The 14,856-nt window shown below is 52.2% G+C and carries 13 protein-coding genes; 10 read left to right on the top strand and 3 right to left on the bottom strand.

The annotated features are described in order from the left end of the window. The first annotated feature begins 264 nt into the window (after positions 1-264). Positions 265-1,491, top strand: a complete 1,227-nt coding sequence (locus tag HCR03_RS00320; RefSeq protein ID WP_187036097.1) for an MFS transporter — start codon at positions 265-267, stop codon at positions 1,489-1,491. A 22-nt stretch (positions 1,492-1,513) separates the two neighbouring features. Then, positions 1,514-2,032 (top strand): P-loop NTPase family protein, encoded by a 519-nt coding sequence (locus HCR03_RS00325; RefSeq protein WP_187036099.1) that lies wholly within the window; start codon positions 1,514-1,516, stop codon positions 2,030-2,032. A gap of 73 nt (positions 2,033-2,105) precedes the next feature. Here HCR03_RS00325 and nagZ read toward each other — a convergent pair whose 3' ends face one another. Both nagZ and murQ read right to left on the bottom strand, forming a co-directional pair. Then, positions 2,106-3,659 carry a beta-N-acetylhexosaminidase gene (gene nagZ, locus HCR03_RS00330; protein WP_187036101.1) on the bottom strand — a complete coding sequence of 518 codons (1,554 nt, stop codon included), beginning with the start codon at positions 3,657-3,659 and terminating at the stop codon, positions 2,106-2,108. After that, entirely contained in the window at positions 3,656-4,585 is a 930-nt protein-coding gene (gene murQ, locus HCR03_RS00335; protein ID WP_187036103.1) for an N-acetylmuramic acid 6-phosphate etherase, read from the bottom strand. Before murQ ends, nagZ begins: the two co-directional genes overlap by 4 nt. Before the next feature lie 351 nt (positions 4,586-4,936). Here murQ and HCR03_RS00340 point away from each other — a divergent pair, with 351 nt between their 5' ends. The 5 genes from HCR03_RS00340 to HCR03_RS00360 all read left to right on the top strand — a co-directional run bounded on the left by HCR03_RS00340 (position 4,937) and on the right by HCR03_RS00360 (position 9,451). Beyond that, complete coding sequence (locus HCR03_RS00340) at positions 4,937-5,824, top strand: MurR/RpiR family transcriptional regulator (protein WP_228725041.1); 888 nt, start codon at positions 4,937-4,939, stop codon at positions 5,822-5,824. Positions 5,825-6,001: 177 nt separating this feature from the next. After that, a complete protein-coding gene (locus HCR03_RS00345) occupies positions 6,002-7,141 on the top strand; it encodes an exo-beta-N-acetylmuramidase NamZ family protein (protein ID WP_156990221.1) in 1,140 nt (379 codons plus the stop codon). Positions 7,142-7,165: 24 nt separating this feature from the next. Continuing rightward, positions 7,166-7,645: a GNAT family N-acetyltransferase gene (locus tag HCR03_RS00350; protein ID WP_083210236.1), complete on the top strand. Its 480-nt coding sequence runs from the start codon at positions 7,166-7,168 to the stop codon at positions 7,643-7,645. Positions 7,646-7,700: 55 nt separating this feature from the next. After that, a complete protein-coding gene (locus HCR03_RS00355; RefSeq protein ID WP_187036105.1) occupies positions 7,701-8,519 on the top strand; it encodes an NlpC/P60 family protein in 819 nt (272 codons plus the stop codon). Between the two features lie 17 nt (positions 8,520-8,536). Continuing rightward, on the top strand, positions 8,537-9,451 hold the full coding sequence (locus HCR03_RS00360; RefSeq protein ID WP_187036107.1) for an N-acetylglucosamine kinase: 915 nt from the start codon (positions 8,537-8,539) through the stop codon (positions 9,449-9,451). Positions 9,452-9,470: 19 nt separating this feature from the next. Here HCR03_RS00360 and HCR03_RS00365 read toward each other — a convergent pair whose 3' ends face one another. Beyond that, positions 9,471-10,565: a serine hydrolase domain-containing protein gene (locus HCR03_RS00365; protein ID WP_156990218.1), complete on the bottom strand. Its 1,095-nt coding sequence runs from the start codon at positions 10,563-10,565 to the stop codon at positions 9,471-9,473. A 282-nt stretch (positions 10,566-10,847) separates the two neighbouring features. Here HCR03_RS00365 and HCR03_RS00370 point away from each other — a divergent pair, with 282 nt between their 5' ends. From HCR03_RS00370 to HCR03_RS00380, 3 genes are all read left to right on the top strand, one after another. Next, the gene (locus HCR03_RS00370) at positions 10,848-12,731 is read left to right on the top strand and encodes a peptide ABC transporter substrate-binding protein (RefSeq protein WP_187036109.1); all 1,884 of its coding nucleotides are present in this window, start codon (positions 10,848-10,850) and stop codon (positions 12,729-12,731) included. Between the two features lie 125 nt (positions 12,732-12,856). After that, positions 12,857-13,798, top strand: a complete 942-nt coding sequence (locus HCR03_RS00375; protein ID WP_066648929.1) for an ABC transporter permease — start codon at positions 12,857-12,859, stop codon at positions 13,796-13,798. Then, positions 13,798-14,850: an ABC transporter permease gene (locus HCR03_RS00380; protein WP_187036111.1), complete on the top strand. Its 1,053-nt coding sequence runs from the start codon at positions 13,798-13,800 to the stop codon at positions 14,848-14,850. The genes HCR03_RS00375 and HCR03_RS00380 overlap by 1 nt, the downstream gene beginning before the upstream one ends. Positions 14,851-14,856: the final 6 nt, after the last annotated feature.

The raw sequence follows: 14,856 nt of genomic DNA on the forward strand, positions 1-14,856 counted from the left end.
ATCATCGAATGTCAAACTTTGTTTTTATTCTCCTGTGACAGAAGCGCATATTTGGGAAGAGAGTGTTCCGCGCGATTCGCCTTGTTCTCCGGGAATTGAAAAAAATTAAACCGTCCCTTGTTGAACTGCCGGTTTTTCTGAAGTATAATTAATTGTGATTTCTGAATAAAATACCTTTTTTTCAGACGAAATCATTGGCTTTTCGTTCGCTTTTACTTCCGTGAAAAGGTGGCTGGTCCTATCAATATCCGCAAAGACCTGAACTTGAGATTTACCGTTTGGTATTCCGCGGCGCAGGGCTTTTACTGGTCTGCGTTTTGCAGCAGCCTGAATTTCGCGTCGGTGTTTCTGCTGTCTAAATCGTTCAGAAACAGCCAGATTGGCATTGTGCTTGCTGTCGCGAATATTCTGGCGGTATTTTTGCAGCCTTTGATTGCCGGACTGGCCGACAGATCGGAGAAAATTACGATAAACGGCATCATTATTGCGATGGCGGGAACAGCGGGCGCCTTCGCTGCGGCTCGGTGCTTTCTTTCACATGTTTCCCCCGTCCTGGCGGCTCTTTTTATCCTTGAGCTTACCGTTCTTTTTAGTTTGCAGCCCTTTCTGAACTCCTTGGGAATGAGGATCATTAATCAGGGCATTGAAATCAACTTCGGCTTTTCAAGAGGATTCGGATCCCTGTCGTATGCCGTGCTTTCCGTTCTTTTGGGAATTCTGGTTCAACAATTCGGCACGGATTCGCTTTCCGTAATTTCGGTTGGTCTTTATTCGGCGCTTTGTTTTGTGATTTTCTTTTTTTCAAAGCGCCAATTTGCTTTGAAATCCGGAACAGTCCAAGCAGAATCTTTCCAGGGACAATTGGATTCTAAGAGCGCGAATCCGGAGTCTGTGCTATCATTTTTGTCCCATAACAAACGATTTGCGGCATTGATGGTCGCGGTTTCTCTTACATTTTGCTCTCACTCCATGATCAATAACTACTTTATACAGATTACGGAACATGTGGGCGGCACCTCGAAAGAAATGGGGATCGCAACCGGGATTGCGGCGGCGATTGAATTGCCCGCGATGATGCTCTGCGATTTCCTTGTCAGAAAGATCCGCTGCAGCTCAATTTTAAAATTTTCTCTCGTTTTCTTTACGGTGAAAACAGTGATCACTTTGATGGCGACCAGTGTCCGGATGCTCTATGCCGCGCAGGTGCTGCAGTTCTGCTCTTATGCGCTGTTCATTCCGGCTTCCATCTATTATGTGAATGAAGTGATCAAAGAAGAAGACCTGGCCAAGGGCCAGGCCTTCATGACGGCCGCAACCACCTTCGGCGGAGTTACGGCCAGCTTGTTCGGCGGACTTCTTTTAGACAGCGAAGGAGTCGGAACCATGCTGCTGGTGGGGGTAATTGCCGCCGCGCTGGGCGCCGCAATCGGGTTTTACGCAACTCAAAGGGTTGAGGTTAAAGAATGCGCGCCGGACAAAACGCAGCTTTAACCATGGCAGTGGGCGGTGAAATATGAAAATCGCAATTTTAGGGTATAGCGGCAGCGGCAAATCGACTCTTGCGAAACGATTAGCCGAATTTTATGGGATTCCCGTACTGTTTCTCGATACCGTCCAATATTTACCCAACTGGGTGGAAAGGGACCGGGTAGAGAGCTGCTCCATTGTCCGGAATTTTATGAGCAATGAGTCCTGGATCATTGACGGTAATTACAAAGAATTTCTGCAAAACGAGCGATTGCAGCGGGCGGACCAAATAATTATTTTAAATTTCCCCCGGGCAGTTTGTTTCTGCAGAGCCGTCAGAAGGTATCTGCAAAATAAAAACCGAACCCGTGAAAGTATGGCGGATGGATGTATTGAAAAGCTTGATCCGGAATTTATCTGGTGGATTCTTTATCGGGGGAGAACCAGAAGCAGGCGGGACCATTATCGCCGGATAGCTTCGCGGTATCCTTCCAAAACCGTAATATTGAAAACCCGGAATCAGATTGAACGTTTTATTCTGGATGTTTTTCGCGGATCACGCTGAGTGCCGTTCTCCGCATTCTTGTCGGGGATAAAGTGAATCCGGGGCTTCGATCAGCTTTATGTTGGCTTTTCTTTCACAGGGTTACCGGAAGACGCCCCGCCGCGGAAAGTTCCCCGGAAAGAACCTTGGCGACAGCGTCGCACGCGGCCGCGCTGTATTCATAAGCCGCGAGAGAATAAATATCCGCAGACAGTTTTTTCAGTTCGTACGGTTCGCGCAGTGATACCGCAATGGTTGGAACGCCGGTTTCGGCCAGAAGATTTGCCGCTTTCAACTGCCCCGGATGTTTTAGGCCATAGTTGAGTCCAAACACAAAACAGCTGAAGCGGCCGGCATTTGCAAGAACAGGTTCAAGGTCCGCTGGGACCGGGTCCACCGGTGTGACGAGAGCGTGGCCGCCGAATCTCTCCGCCATTCGGCTCGGAAAAGACAGAGACCCGTTCGCAGTTTCCGCAACGACTGTGGTCTGGTGGATAGAGCTTCCGACAAAGCATGGATTTTTGCCAAGCGGGGGCAGCGTTTGGCCCGGTCTGCCGACCGGCGTAACGGACTTGGCAGTCATCTCCCGAATTGTCTCCCGGTCCGATATGCGGATCGCTTCAAGCGTTCCCTGCGGAGCTTGCGCATAAATCTCTTTCAGCTTTAAGATTTTTTCAACGGAAGCGTCTGATTCACTCAAATCCAGCTTTCCGCACCGCAGTGCGTCTTCTATTGCGAGAACCGCTTCCGACGCCAAAGCGTTGCTGTGAGAGATTAGAACCATATCGGCTCCGGCTCCGGCCGCGGCTACTGCGCCGTTGATGGTCCCGTAAAAGTCCTGAATGGCTTTCATCTCCAGACAGTCCGTAATCACAAGCCCGCCGAATCCCAGTTTTTCTTTCAGCAGCCCGGTCAGAATCCTGCGGGACATCGTCGCGGGAATTTTTTCGGGTTCGAGTGCCGGAAAAAGAATATGGGTGCTCATCATTGCCGGGAGCCCGTGCAGGATCGCCTGCCGAAACGGGACCAGCTCTGTTTCGAGCAGCTCCGGCAAGGACTTTCCCACGCAGGGCAGATTCAGATGAGAGTCCGCGTCGGTGTCTCCGTGACCCGGAAAATGTTTCGCGGCGCACAGAATTCCCGCCTCGAGAAGTCCGCGCATCATCTGAATACCAAACCGCGAAACCGGGTCCGGGGTATCCCCATAGCTTCTGACTCCGATAAGGGGATTTTCCGGGTTTGAATTCACATCCAGAACGGGGGCAAAATTAAAATTGACTCCAAGAGCCTTCAGCTCCCGGCCGGTGATTCTTCCGGCTTTGTAAGCATTCAACGGGTCTCCGGTCGCGGCGATCGCCATGGCGCCGGGAATGTTGACGGAATCGGAGGGCAGGCGCGTTACCGTGCCGCCTTCCTGGTCGATTGCAATCAAAGCTCTGCTTCCGGTTTCCGATAAAATCAGATCCTGAATTTCCCCGCACAGACGGGCGAGCTGAGACCGATTTTCAATGTTGCGGCGGAACAGGATCACGTTGGAAATCTTGTATTCCCGCACCATGGAAATGAAATCCGGATCCGGCGTGGTTCCCGCCAGGCCGGTCATGACGCGCTGTCCGGCTTTTTGCCGAAGAGTTAACTCTTTTCTCATAACGGCTGACCCTCTTTCCGGTTCCGGGCGTTCAGAATGGCTGCCTTCAGCCTACCGCCGCAGGCCGCGAGAGCTTGGCGCGCATGAGTGGCATCCAACCCTGTTTCAATCATCAGGATGGCGGTTTTCCCATGCATGTCGGCCAGCTTCAGATATTTTGCGGCTGTTTCCGCATCCGCATGGGTTGCGGTCCGGATGATCCGGACCGAACGGTCGTACAGCTTCTGATTCCCGGCTTTCAGGTCGACCATCAGATTGTTGTAGACTTTTCCCATCTTGATCATGACAGCGGTAGTCAGCATATTGAGGACCAGCTTTTGCGCCGTTCCGCTTTTCATTCTGGTGGAACCGGTGATTACTTCCGGTCCGACGATGGGAGCGATGCAAACGTCGCAAATCGCGCCGAGCTTTGTGTTTGCATTGTTGACCAAGCCGACGGTTGTCGCCCCCAGTTCCCCGGCCCTTTTTACGGCCCCAAGAACAAAAGGCGTCCCTCCGCTTGCGGTAATGCCGACGACAATATCGTTTTCGGTAATACCATGGTCCATAATAAGGCGCTCGCCCGCCTCCGCGTCGTCTTCACAGCCCTCAACCGCTTCACGCAGGGCGCGGTCTCCGCCCGCGATAAAGCCCTGAATCAGGCTTGGGTCGGTTCCGTAGGTAGGGGGGCATTCGCTGGCGTCAAGTACGCCCAGACGACCGGACGTACCCGCGCCCACATAATACAGCTTTCCGCCGCGTTTCAGCGCTTGGAAACAAAGATCCACAGCCCGGGCAATGGGAACCAGCTCTTTTCGGACCGCCTGCGGTACGGTTTGGTCTTCTTCGTTCATCAGGGTCAGAATTTCTTCGGTTTCACATTCGTCGATATGAAGGGTTCTGGGATTGCTGCCTTCTGTTGTAAGACCCGACAGGTATTGATCCATTGACCATTCACCTTCTTAGATATCATAGAGAGTTTGGAGTTTTTAAAGGGATTTAAGCCTGCCCGTTCAAAAAGAAAAGACCAACCCGTTTTGCGAGTTGGCTTTCAAATACCGCAATATCAAAGACCGCCAATCATAGCTGCCCAGTTGCAGCCTTATATTGAACTTAATTATAAATTGAAGAATTCGGGTTGTCAATACAAGTCAAAATAATATTTTATAATGAAATTTTATTTCAAATCCTTTATTTATTACAGGAAAAGGTACAAAATAGTTGAAAAAGGATAACTTTTCATATAAGATATGAATAATTCTTGCCAATAAACTTCATCGAAACACCTGACAGAGGGAGTGAGTTTCATTACACTGGACGATAATATTTTTTTAAGGCTGCGGGGCATCCGTAATTCCCTGACGCCGGTGGAGAGAACCATAGAAGAGTATGTTTTTGCGAACAAAGACCAAATTCCGCATCTTTCCGTGAAAGGGCTGGCCCAAAAAAGCCACACCAGCGACGCTTCCGTACTGCGATTTTGCAAAACGCTTGGGTATCGCGGCTACCGGGACTTCATCGTGGCGGTGTCCGCGGCGCTGGGCTCGGCCGACAAAACGGAAAGCGAGTATACGGATATTCAGCCGGGGGATGACTTGCAGACGATCATCACAAATGTCTCCCGAAATAACCGGAAGTCCATCGAGGATACCATGAGCGTGATTGACCGGGATGCGATCGGCCGCGCCGTAGAACTGCTGAGAAAGGCCAGCCGCATCGATTTTTATGGAATCGGAGCTTCCGGACTGGTCTGCATGGATGCCCAGCAGAAATTCACGAGAATCGGAAAAACATGCTTTGCCTATACGGACGGGCATTCTCAGCTGACGGCCGCAAGTATTTTAAAATCCGGGGATGTGGCCGTGCTGATTTCAAATTCCGGAGATACGCTTGACATTCTAAACACGCTTGAGGTGGCGAAGGAATCGAAGGCCACGATTATTGCCATTACAAGATATGTAAAAAGCGAGCTGGCGAACGAAGCGGATCTTGTGCTGAACTTTTCCACTCCGGAGATTACGATTCGCAGCGGGGCCATGGGGTCGCGCATTGCGATGCTCAACATCGTCGATATTCTGTTTACCGGCGTTGCAAGCGCGAATTATAAGAACGTGAAGGCCCTGCTGACAAAAACGCACAATGTACTGGCGGGTAAGCATAAGCATCTGAACTGGGACAAAGGCTGAAGACTGGACTGTTATTCAGGCGAAAGCCTTCTTACGATGAAATAAAAATTCAAAAATGATTGATGCTTTGAAAGTTTATGTTGACAAATAAAACGTGAATGGCTACACTGATTTTAATTTAAGTCCGGTTTTCAAAGAAAATGGCATGAGACCCGGGTACATAAGAGGGAATCCGGTATGTTATTCGGAATTGATCGATTGGAAGAATATGATAAACTGTTTCGCGGGAAAAGACTGGGGCTGATCACTTCGCCGACCGGGATTGACAGCCAGGGAAAAACGACCATTGAACTGATTCACAAAAGATTCGGCCTGCGCGCGCTTTTTTCACCGGAGCATGGGGTGCGGGGGAATCTTGCGGCGGGCGAAACGGTCGATTCTTACCGGGACGAAGAGACGGGCGTGCAGGTTTACAGCCTTTATCGAGAAAATTCAAAACGCCTGACGGAGGAGATGCTCCGTCAGGTTGACGCGGTGGTTTATGACATTCAGGACGTCGGCACGCGGTATTACACGTTCCTTTATACTCTTCAGTATGCTCTGGAGGATTGCGCAAAGGCAGGAAAATCCCTGATTATACTTGACCGTCCGAACCCGCTGGACGGCACGACGGTGGAGGGAAACTGCCTTCGGGAGGAATGCCGCTCGTTTGTAGGCGGCTATCCGCTTTGCATGCGCTACGGGCTGACGGCCGGAGAATTTGCGGCCATGGTCAACCGCAGAGAGCGGCTGGACTGCGATCTTCACGTTGTTCCCTGCCATGGCTGGCAGAGGTGTATGCAATTTCCCGATTACGGAACGGTATGGGTTCCGCCCAGTCCGAATATTCCTCGGTTTGACACGGCGCTACTGTACCCGGGGACCTGTCTGTTTGAGGGTACCTGCCTGTCGGAGGGGCGGGGGACCGCTCTGCCGTTTGAAGCGGTCGGCGCTCCCTTTCTCCGCGCGGAAGAGCTTGCCGGGCGGATGAACCGGAAAGGGCTGCCCGGCGTGTGGTTCCGGCCGGTTCACTTTATCCCGTGCGCGTCAAAATACAGCGGCCGCATGTGCGGCGGCGTTCAGATCCATGTGACGGACAGGAAGAGTGCGCGCCCCGTCGACGTCGGAATACATCTTTTGAGTGATCTGCGGGCGGAATACGAGGAGTTTACGTTTCTTCCGCCGGAAAAGGTGGGCGGAAGGCGCTTTATCGACCTGCTGAGCGGGGATTCCGCGCTTGCGTCGTCGGTTCGCTCGCCGGAGGATATTTTGGAAGAATACCGGCTGGAAAGCCTCCGGTTCAGGGAACAAACGGAGCAATACAGGCTTTATGGATAACCAACCGTGAAAGGAAGCGTTTCTGTGATTGATCTTTTGGTCAGGCTTTATGAGATAGAGGAAAATCTCGAAGAGGAGCTTCGGCTGCAAAAAGAGGGGATCCGGGTATTCAGACTGCTTGCCACGGATATCGGCAAAGCGGTTGAGTTTGCACGTTCGTTCGGCGAGGGCTGGGCAAACGAGTGCATGGCGGCCTGTACGAATCATCCGCCCACCTGCTTTGTAGCGGTGAGGGAAAAGCAAATCGTAGGCTTTGCCTGCTACGACGCAACCGCAAAGGACTTTTTCGGTCCGACCGGCGTTTTAAAGTCGGAGCGCGGAAAGGGCGTCGGAGCGGTTCTGCTGAAAAAATGCCTTTGTGCAATGCGCGCTCAGGGGTATGCTTACGCGGTAATCGGCGGAGTCGGCGACGCGCTGCCTTTTTATGAAAAAACGGTCGGCGCGACTTCTATCGAACGCTCCTCGCCGGGAGTTTATTCCACGCTTATAGGATTTTCCTCCTGACCGACGGAGGGATAATGGCTGAGATATGTTGTTATAACGACTAGGAGGGAAGAAAATGAAATCTGCACGAATACGTTCGTCCGCAGCCGCGCTGAAGCAGGCGCCGGATGAAAAAAGCGAAACGGCGGATGAAGCCCTTTGCGGCATGCGGGTCGATGTTCTTGAGGACGGCGGAGAGTGGCTTCGCGTCCGGACCGATTATCTTTACGAGGGCTGGGTGAGCGGGCATGATCTCTGTGTGGGCGACGAGGTTTTGCAGCGGTGGAGCAGCATGCCTCAAAAGCTCGTATGGCAGGCGTGCGCCGATGTGTTGGACGTCCCCAAAGTGCAGGGCCGCATTGTTGCGGGCCTGTACCGCGGGTCGCTGCTTGGCGTCACGGAAGAGTCCCAAAACGGCTACAGAAAAGTAAATCTCTGTGACGGACGCATGGGCTGGATCTGGGAAAATTTCCTGACCGATCCGCCGTCGGACTGGACAAGGAAAGAGCCGAAAGAGCTGCGCGAAGCGCTGGTTCAGACCGCTTGCCTTTATCTGGGCGTACAGTACCGCTGGGGCGGGAAGACCCCGCTCGGCATCGACTGCAGCGGACTCTGCTCCATGGCCTATCTGCTGAACGGAATCAGGATCTGCCGGGATTCCCATATTCTTCCCGAATTTCCCATGCGGGAAATCAGCCTTGACCGGGTTGAAGCCGGTGACCTTCTGTTTTTCCCGGGCCATGTGGCAATGTACATGGGGAACGGGCGTTACATTCATTCAACAGCGGGAGATAACTGCCACGGCGTCGTGGTGAACAGTCTTGACCCGGGCGCGCCGGATTACCGTGGAGATCTGCCGAAAAAGCTGCTTTGCTGCGGCAGCATTTTTGTCTGAAAAGGGCGGAGGACGGCATGGAGCAATATGTAGTTGGAATGGACGGCGGCGGAACCAAGACAGCCGTTTCCGTCTGTGACCTGTCCGCCACAGAGCGGGAGCGTTTTTCTTCCGGAGGCATCAATTACAACGGGACCGACGAGCGGAATGTTGAAAAAAGCATGCGTGAGATTTTCCTGTGGCTTGAGCAGTCCCGCGGGCTGAGTAATTGCCGCGCGGTTTGCCTTGGCGCGGCGGGAATCGGCAATCCGGAGGTTGGGGGCAGGCTGGAAAAGCTGATTCAAAGCTGCGGGTATCACGGCCCGCTCTGCATTACGGGCGATCAGCAGACCGCGCTGTTCGGGGCGATGGGAGAACTTTGCGGCGTGATTCTGATCGCCGGCACGGGCTCTGTCTGCTATGGAAGAAACCTGGAAGGCCGGGAACACCGGACGGGCGGGTGCGGCCATGTGATTGACGACGGCGGCAGCGGGTACGCAATTGGACGGGATATCCTTTCCGCCGTGGTCAGGGCCGGGGACGGGCGGGAAAAACCGACGGTTTTGTCCGGTATGCTCGCTTCCCGGAACGGACTGAAAACATCGGACGAAATCGTGCGGTTTGTCTATGATAAAAATACAGGGAAACGGGAGATTGCCGCGCTTGCCAAATTGCTGCCGGAAGCCTGCGCGCAGGGTGACGGGACGGCTCTGGCCATTGCGGACCGGTGTGTGACGGAACTGTTTCTTCTGGCTGTTCCGGTTTTAGAGCAGCTGGGATTTCAGAAGGGTTCCCTCGCGTTTTCAGGAAGTATTCTGCAGAAAAATCTTTTCATCCGTGAAGGACTTCTGAAAAAGCTGACGGAAGAGTATCCGGGGTTGGAATGCGTAATTCCGGCCAGGGACGCGGCTTACGGCGCCGCGATGATGGCACTGCAAAACAGCGGAGCCTGACGGCCCCGCAAAAAAGAGATCATTGCAGAGGAAGAGCCGCGTATGCAGCCGTGTGAAGGACCCTACGCAGCCTGAGCTGCGCATTGTTGTCGCGGGTGGGGTGTACGCGGTTGGTGAGCAAAATTACATAAAGCCCGGTTTGGGGAGAGACAAGCAGGTGCGTACCGGTAAAACCGGTGTGTCCGAACGCGGTCTGGTCGAAAAAAGCGCCGGAATAGCTTTGAAATCCGTTTGCTAAATGGAAGGCAAGCCCCCGGTTTTCATCCTGTCCGGGCGTGTAATTTCTGATGGCCGCCCTGAGCGTGGACTGCGACAGGTACCTGCCGGTTGGCGTTTCGCCTCCGCACGCGAGCATCCGGGCGAAATGAATGCAGTCGTTGATGCTGGAGAAAACTCCGGCGTTCCCGGAGACTCCCTCCAAAAATCTCGCGTTTTCATCATGGACAATTCCGCACAGCCATTCGCCGGTCTTGGGATCTTTTTCCGTAAACGCCGTGTTTTCCCGCAGGGCAGGGTCGGATAGTCTTCCACATTTCAGCCTGTGATAAGAGGTTGAGGACATTTTGAGCGGGCGAAACACGATTTCTTCCGCCAGTCGATCGAGCCGACCGGATAGAATCCGCTCCAGAATTTTTCCAAGAAGAATAAATCCGGTACAGCTGTAAATCACGGTGCTTCCACAGACAGCGGCCGGAGGAGTGCTTAAAATCAGGCTTACGCAGTCCTCCGGGTCGGAAATCGAATCCTCCAGCAGAATATGGGCGGGAAGGCCGCTGGTGTGTGTCAGCAGATGAAAAATCGTGATCTGTTTCTTGTCTTCCGGGACCCGGTCGCCAAGATATTTTGCGATCGGATCCGCAAGATCGAGTTCTCCGGATTCCAGAAGTTTCAGCGCGATCATGCCGGTGGACATGATTTTTGTCATGGACGCCATATCGTAACGTGTCTGCTCGTTGACGGGCCGCCCCTCCGGAGTAAACGAGGTGACGCCGTAGGATTCCCTGACAAAAAGACGGTCTTTCATTCCAATGGCAAGTTCCGCAGACGGAATAGAACGGTTCCGGACGGCTGCTTCAACCAATTCAGCGGCTCTTTTAAAATGAGGGTCCAACATTCTTTTTCCTTCTTCTTTGATTTTTTCTCATCATAATCGCTCAAATCAAAAAATTCAAGACAAAATAAAAAATAAAATTTCAAAATTTTCAATCAATTTGAAATAAAACTATATTGACAATGCTGTGTAATGTTGCTATGATGTTACCTAAAGATGAGCGATGAGGTTCTGGAATCGTTCATCTTTTTTGATTTTTTACCCTAAAGCCCCGAAAATCTATGCAGTTTAACAAAGATATAGGAAATATCCTGATTGGATTAAAATTACAAGGAGGCATGTGTTATGAAGTCAAAAAGAAAGGGCGCTGCATTTTTACTTGCCTGTGTTATGGTTATTTCCGCCTTGGCGGGATGTTCGGGCGGGGCCGACAAAGCCAAAGATACGTCCGGGGATCAGGTTGCGCAGGGTCCCCACGGGATTGAGTATGCGGCCGACCAGACCCTCCACACGGTTTACAGCAGCGAGGCAACGTCACTGAACCCGTTTGCCGACGGTTCCGCAAACGACTGGGAGGCGCTCTCCAACTGCATCGACGGACTGGTGGAGGTGGACCAGTACAAGAATACAGTGCCCTCTCTGGCGGAAAGCTGGACGGTCAGCGACGACGGAACCGTGTATACGTTTAAAATCCGCAAGGGGCTTCAGTGGGTTGACACGGAAGGCAACCAGATGGGCGAACTGACCGCCAAAGACTTTGTAACCGTTGCAAACTGGATTTGCGACCCGGCAAACGCGTCCGGCTCCACCCTGTATTTCAGCGGGATCGTAAAAGGCGCCAAGGATTTCATCGCCGGTAAAACCAAAGACTTCAGCACCGTTGGTTTTAAAGCCGTGGATGACAATACCCTGCAGATCACTTTGGAAGGTCCGCTCCCGTATTTCCTTTCTTACTGCGGCAGCTACATGCCGGCCTATGCCCCCCTGTTTGAAAAGCTGGGCAGCAAGTACGGCGCGGATAACAACTCCATGTATTACATCGGCGCGTACCGCATGACGACATTTGCGCCGCAGTCGAAACGGGTCTATGAGAAAAACGACAGCTACTGGGATTCGAAAAACGTACATATCAAGAAAATCATCAGCACCTATAACGCCGAGGCAACCACGCTTGCGCCGGAGATGTTCCTGCGCGGCGAGGTTGACAAGGCGCCAATCAGTACTGACATTCTGGACCAGTGGATGAAGGATTCGAAAACGAAGGATATCGTCATCCCAAGCCTGCCGGACACCACCTATATGTTCTATTACGCGTTCAACTATATGCCGAAATTCGACCAGAAGTACGAGCCGGACAACTGGAATAAGGCGATCAGCAACGAGAACTTTCGTCAGTCGCTGTACTGGGGGCTTGACCGTTACAAAGCGCTGCTGACAAAGGACCCGTACAATGCTCAGATGCTTCAGTCAAACAGCGTTACGCCGAAAGACTGGTGCAGTGTGGACGGCAAGGATTACACGGAAATCGGCGACATGGCCGCGATTACCTCAAGGGCAAATTATAGCTTCGATTCTAAGAAAGCATTGGATTATAAGGAAAAGGCCAAGAAAGAACTTGAGGCGGAGGGGGTCACTTTCCCGATTAAAATGCTGATGCCCTATAACCCCACAACCACCTACTGGGCCAAAGAGGTTCAGGTCGTCAAACAGCAGCTCACCGGTTTGCTTGGCTCCGATTATATTGAGCCGATTCTAGAAGCAGGCCCCTCCACCGGATTCCTTTCCTCCGTTCGCCGCACCGGCGATTACGCGTTCATGAAGTGCAACAACGGCGCTACGATCGCGGACCCGGCCGCGTGGCTGCCGGCTTTCGCGAAGGGGAACAACTGGACCTTCCTTGACCAGGCGACGGACCCCGCGGTAAAATCTCTGGCGGATCAGTATTATGCGATGGTGGACGACGCAAACTCCGTCTACACAAAATCGACGGAACGCTATGAGAAATTCGCAAAAGCGGAAGCGTTCCTGCTGAACCACGCGCTTGTTATCCCATACTCCACGGATAACAAGGATTATATGGTAGAGCGCCTGAATCCGTTTGAAGCGGAAGATAGCACGTCCGTACGCTTTAAATATCAGCGCGTGCTGAGCAAGGCGCTGACGAAAGACCAGTGGTCGGAACTTTACAGGGATTGGCAGACTGCCAAGGAAAAATCGATTCAAAAGTAGTCACAAGCCGACTTTAAAATATGACTGACAAAATTCCTTGCTGTGGAAGAAAGCGGTGCCCGGCATGGAATTTTGCCATACATTCCGGCAGGAAATATTCTGAATCAAGGGGGGCTGTCACGCTTATGCTGTGGTATTGTGTCAAACGGTTGCTGCGCTCCCTGGGCAGTCTTTGCATTATAATTGTGATTGTCTTTTGCCTCTTAAGGCTGATGCCGATTGAAGGCTATTTTCCAAATTACGATAAAATGAGTGCCCAGGAAATTCAAAACGGATTGCAGAAAATGGGATTGACCGCTCCGCTGTATCAGCAGCTGTTTCATTTTTTCGGAGAATTGCTTCATGGGGATTTGGGAGTGTCGAATATCTACCGCGTCGATTATCCGATTGTCAGGATTATCGCGCAGAAAGCGCCCGTTTCCATTGAGTTTGGACTGATCGCAATGGCCATCAGTCTGCCGCTTGGTCTGGCCCTCGGCGTGCTGATGGCGAAGAAGAAAGGCGGATTCTGGGACCAGTTCGGCACGGCCTATATCGTATTTATCGAGGCGGTCCCTATTATGCTGATCTATCTGTTTCTTCAGTTGTACGGCACCGGTGTGTTCCATCTTGGAATCCTGTATGATTCCGACAAGCCTGCCACCGCTATTTTGCCCGTTCTTTCGCTTGCTCTGCCCTCTGTTTCCGGGTATGCCATGTGGCTGCGCCGCTTTATGGTCGACGAATCCAACATGGAGTACATTAAATTTGCAAAAGCCAAAGGCGTGCCGAACAACGCCATCTGGTTCAGGCATGTATTCCGGAACGCGATGGTGCCCCTTGTCCAGTTGATTCCGGGTTCTCTGCTGCTGACTATCGCCGGTTCCATCTATGTCGAATCGCTGTATTCCATTCCCGGAATGGGGGGACTGCTGGTAGATGTGATTAAACGGCAGGACAACACCATGGTACAGGCGCTGGTCATCGTTTTTGCCGCGTTAAGTATCTTTGGGCTTTTGCTGGGCGATATCTTAATGGCGATTGTAGATCCGCGCATCAGTCTAACGAAAAAGGCGGTATCCAGATAATGTCGAAGTTTTCAATTACGGAACAATACACCGAAAAGCTGGAAAAGCCTCTGCTGGAAGAGCTGAAACAAAAGGCAAAAAATTTGAAAGACGATCTGACGCCGGAGGAGATTTCCAAGCTGGAGCCAAGGCTGTTCAGCCGGGTGGAATATAATCAGGGCGAGGCCGAAAAGGTCGGATATTCGGATTATTCCTATTGGAGGGGAACCCTTCGGATGTTCCTGAAAGACAAGGTCGCCATTGTTACGCTCTGCATATTGGTGGTCGTCATTCTGTTTACACTGCTTCAGCCGCTGATGCCGGGGCAGATGGATCCCAACCTGATTAACAACGACCCGACGACCGGGATGCAGATCAGCAATCAGAAACCAAATGCTACCTTCTGGTTCGGTACAAACTCCATCGGGCAGGATCTTTGGAGCAGGCTGTGGGCGGGCACCCGGACTTCCCTGTTTATCGGTCTTTCGGTCGCGCTGATTCAGACCGTGGTCGGCATCGGCATGGGGGTCCTGTGGGGTTACATCAGAATGCTCGACTTTTTCTTTACGGAGCTTTATAACGTGGTCAGCAATATCCCGACGACCATTATCCTGATTCTTGCGTCTTACATTATGAGACCGAGCGTCAGCACCATCATTATTGCCATGTGCATTACCGGTTGGCTCGGCATGGCGCGGTTTATAAGAAACCAGGTGCTCATCATCCGCGACCGGGATTTTAATCTGGCGTCACGGTGCCTGGGAACTCCCACTTGGAGGCTGATTCTTAAAAATCTTCTGCCTCAGATGGTGTCGATCATTACGCTGCGCATGTCGCTGGCCATTCCGGGCGCGATCGGCTCCGAAGTGTTTCTGACCTATATCGGACTGGGCCTGCCGGTGGAAACGCCATCCCTCGGCAACCTGGTCGATCAGGGGCGCGTGCTGATGATGTCCCCGGCGCTGCGGTATCAGCTGATTTTCCCCGCCGTTGTTGTTTCAGTGATCACCGTATGCTTTTATTTGTGCGGGAATGCTTTTGCGGACGCGGCGGACCCCAAGAATCATACATAAGGAGAA

It is taken from the genome of Caproicibacter fermentans, from assembly GCF_014303955.1.
GTDB classification, from domain to species: Bacteria; Bacillota; Clostridia; order Oscillospirales; family Acutalibacteraceae; genus Caproicibacter; species Caproicibacter fermentans.

Bases quoted from the DNA above. Each gene is read 5' to 3' on its own strand.
- HCR03_RS00325 (WP_187036099.1), top strand. From the start codon at position 1,514: ATGAAAATCGCAATTTTAGGGTATAGCGGCAGCGGCAAATCGACTCTT.
- nagZ (WP_187036101.1), bottom strand. From the start codon at position 3,659: ATGAGAAAAGAGTTAACTCTTCGGCAAAAAGCCGGACAGCGCGTCATG.
- murQ (WP_187036103.1), bottom strand. From the start codon at position 4,585: ATGGATCAATACCTGTCGGGTCTTACAACAGAAGGCAGCAATCCCAGA.
- HCR03_RS00345 (WP_156990221.1), top strand. From the start codon at position 6,002: ATGTTATTCGGAATTGATCGATTGGAAGAATATGATAAACTGTTTCGC.
- HCR03_RS00355 (WP_187036105.1), top strand. From the start codon at position 7,701: ATGAAATCTGCACGAATACGTTCGTCCGCAGCCGCGCTGAAGCAGGCG.
- HCR03_RS00360 (WP_187036107.1), top strand. From the start codon at position 8,537: ATGGAGCAATATGTAGTTGGAATGGACGGCGGCGGAACCAAGACAGCC.
- HCR03_RS00365 (WP_156990218.1), bottom strand. From the start codon at position 10,565: ATGTTGGACCCTCATTTTAAAAGAGCCGCTGAATTGGTTGAAGCAGCC.
- HCR03_RS00370 (WP_187036109.1), top strand. From the start codon at position 10,848: ATGAAGTCAAAAAGAAAGGGCGCTGCATTTTTACTTGCCTGTGTTATG.
- HCR03_RS00375 (WP_066648929.1), top strand. From the start codon at position 12,857: ATGCTGTGGTATTGTGTCAAACGGTTGCTGCGCTCCCTGGGCAGTCTT.
- HCR03_RS00380 (WP_187036111.1), top strand. From the start codon at position 13,798: ATGTCGAAGTTTTCAATTACGGAACAATACACCGAAAAGCTGGAAAAG.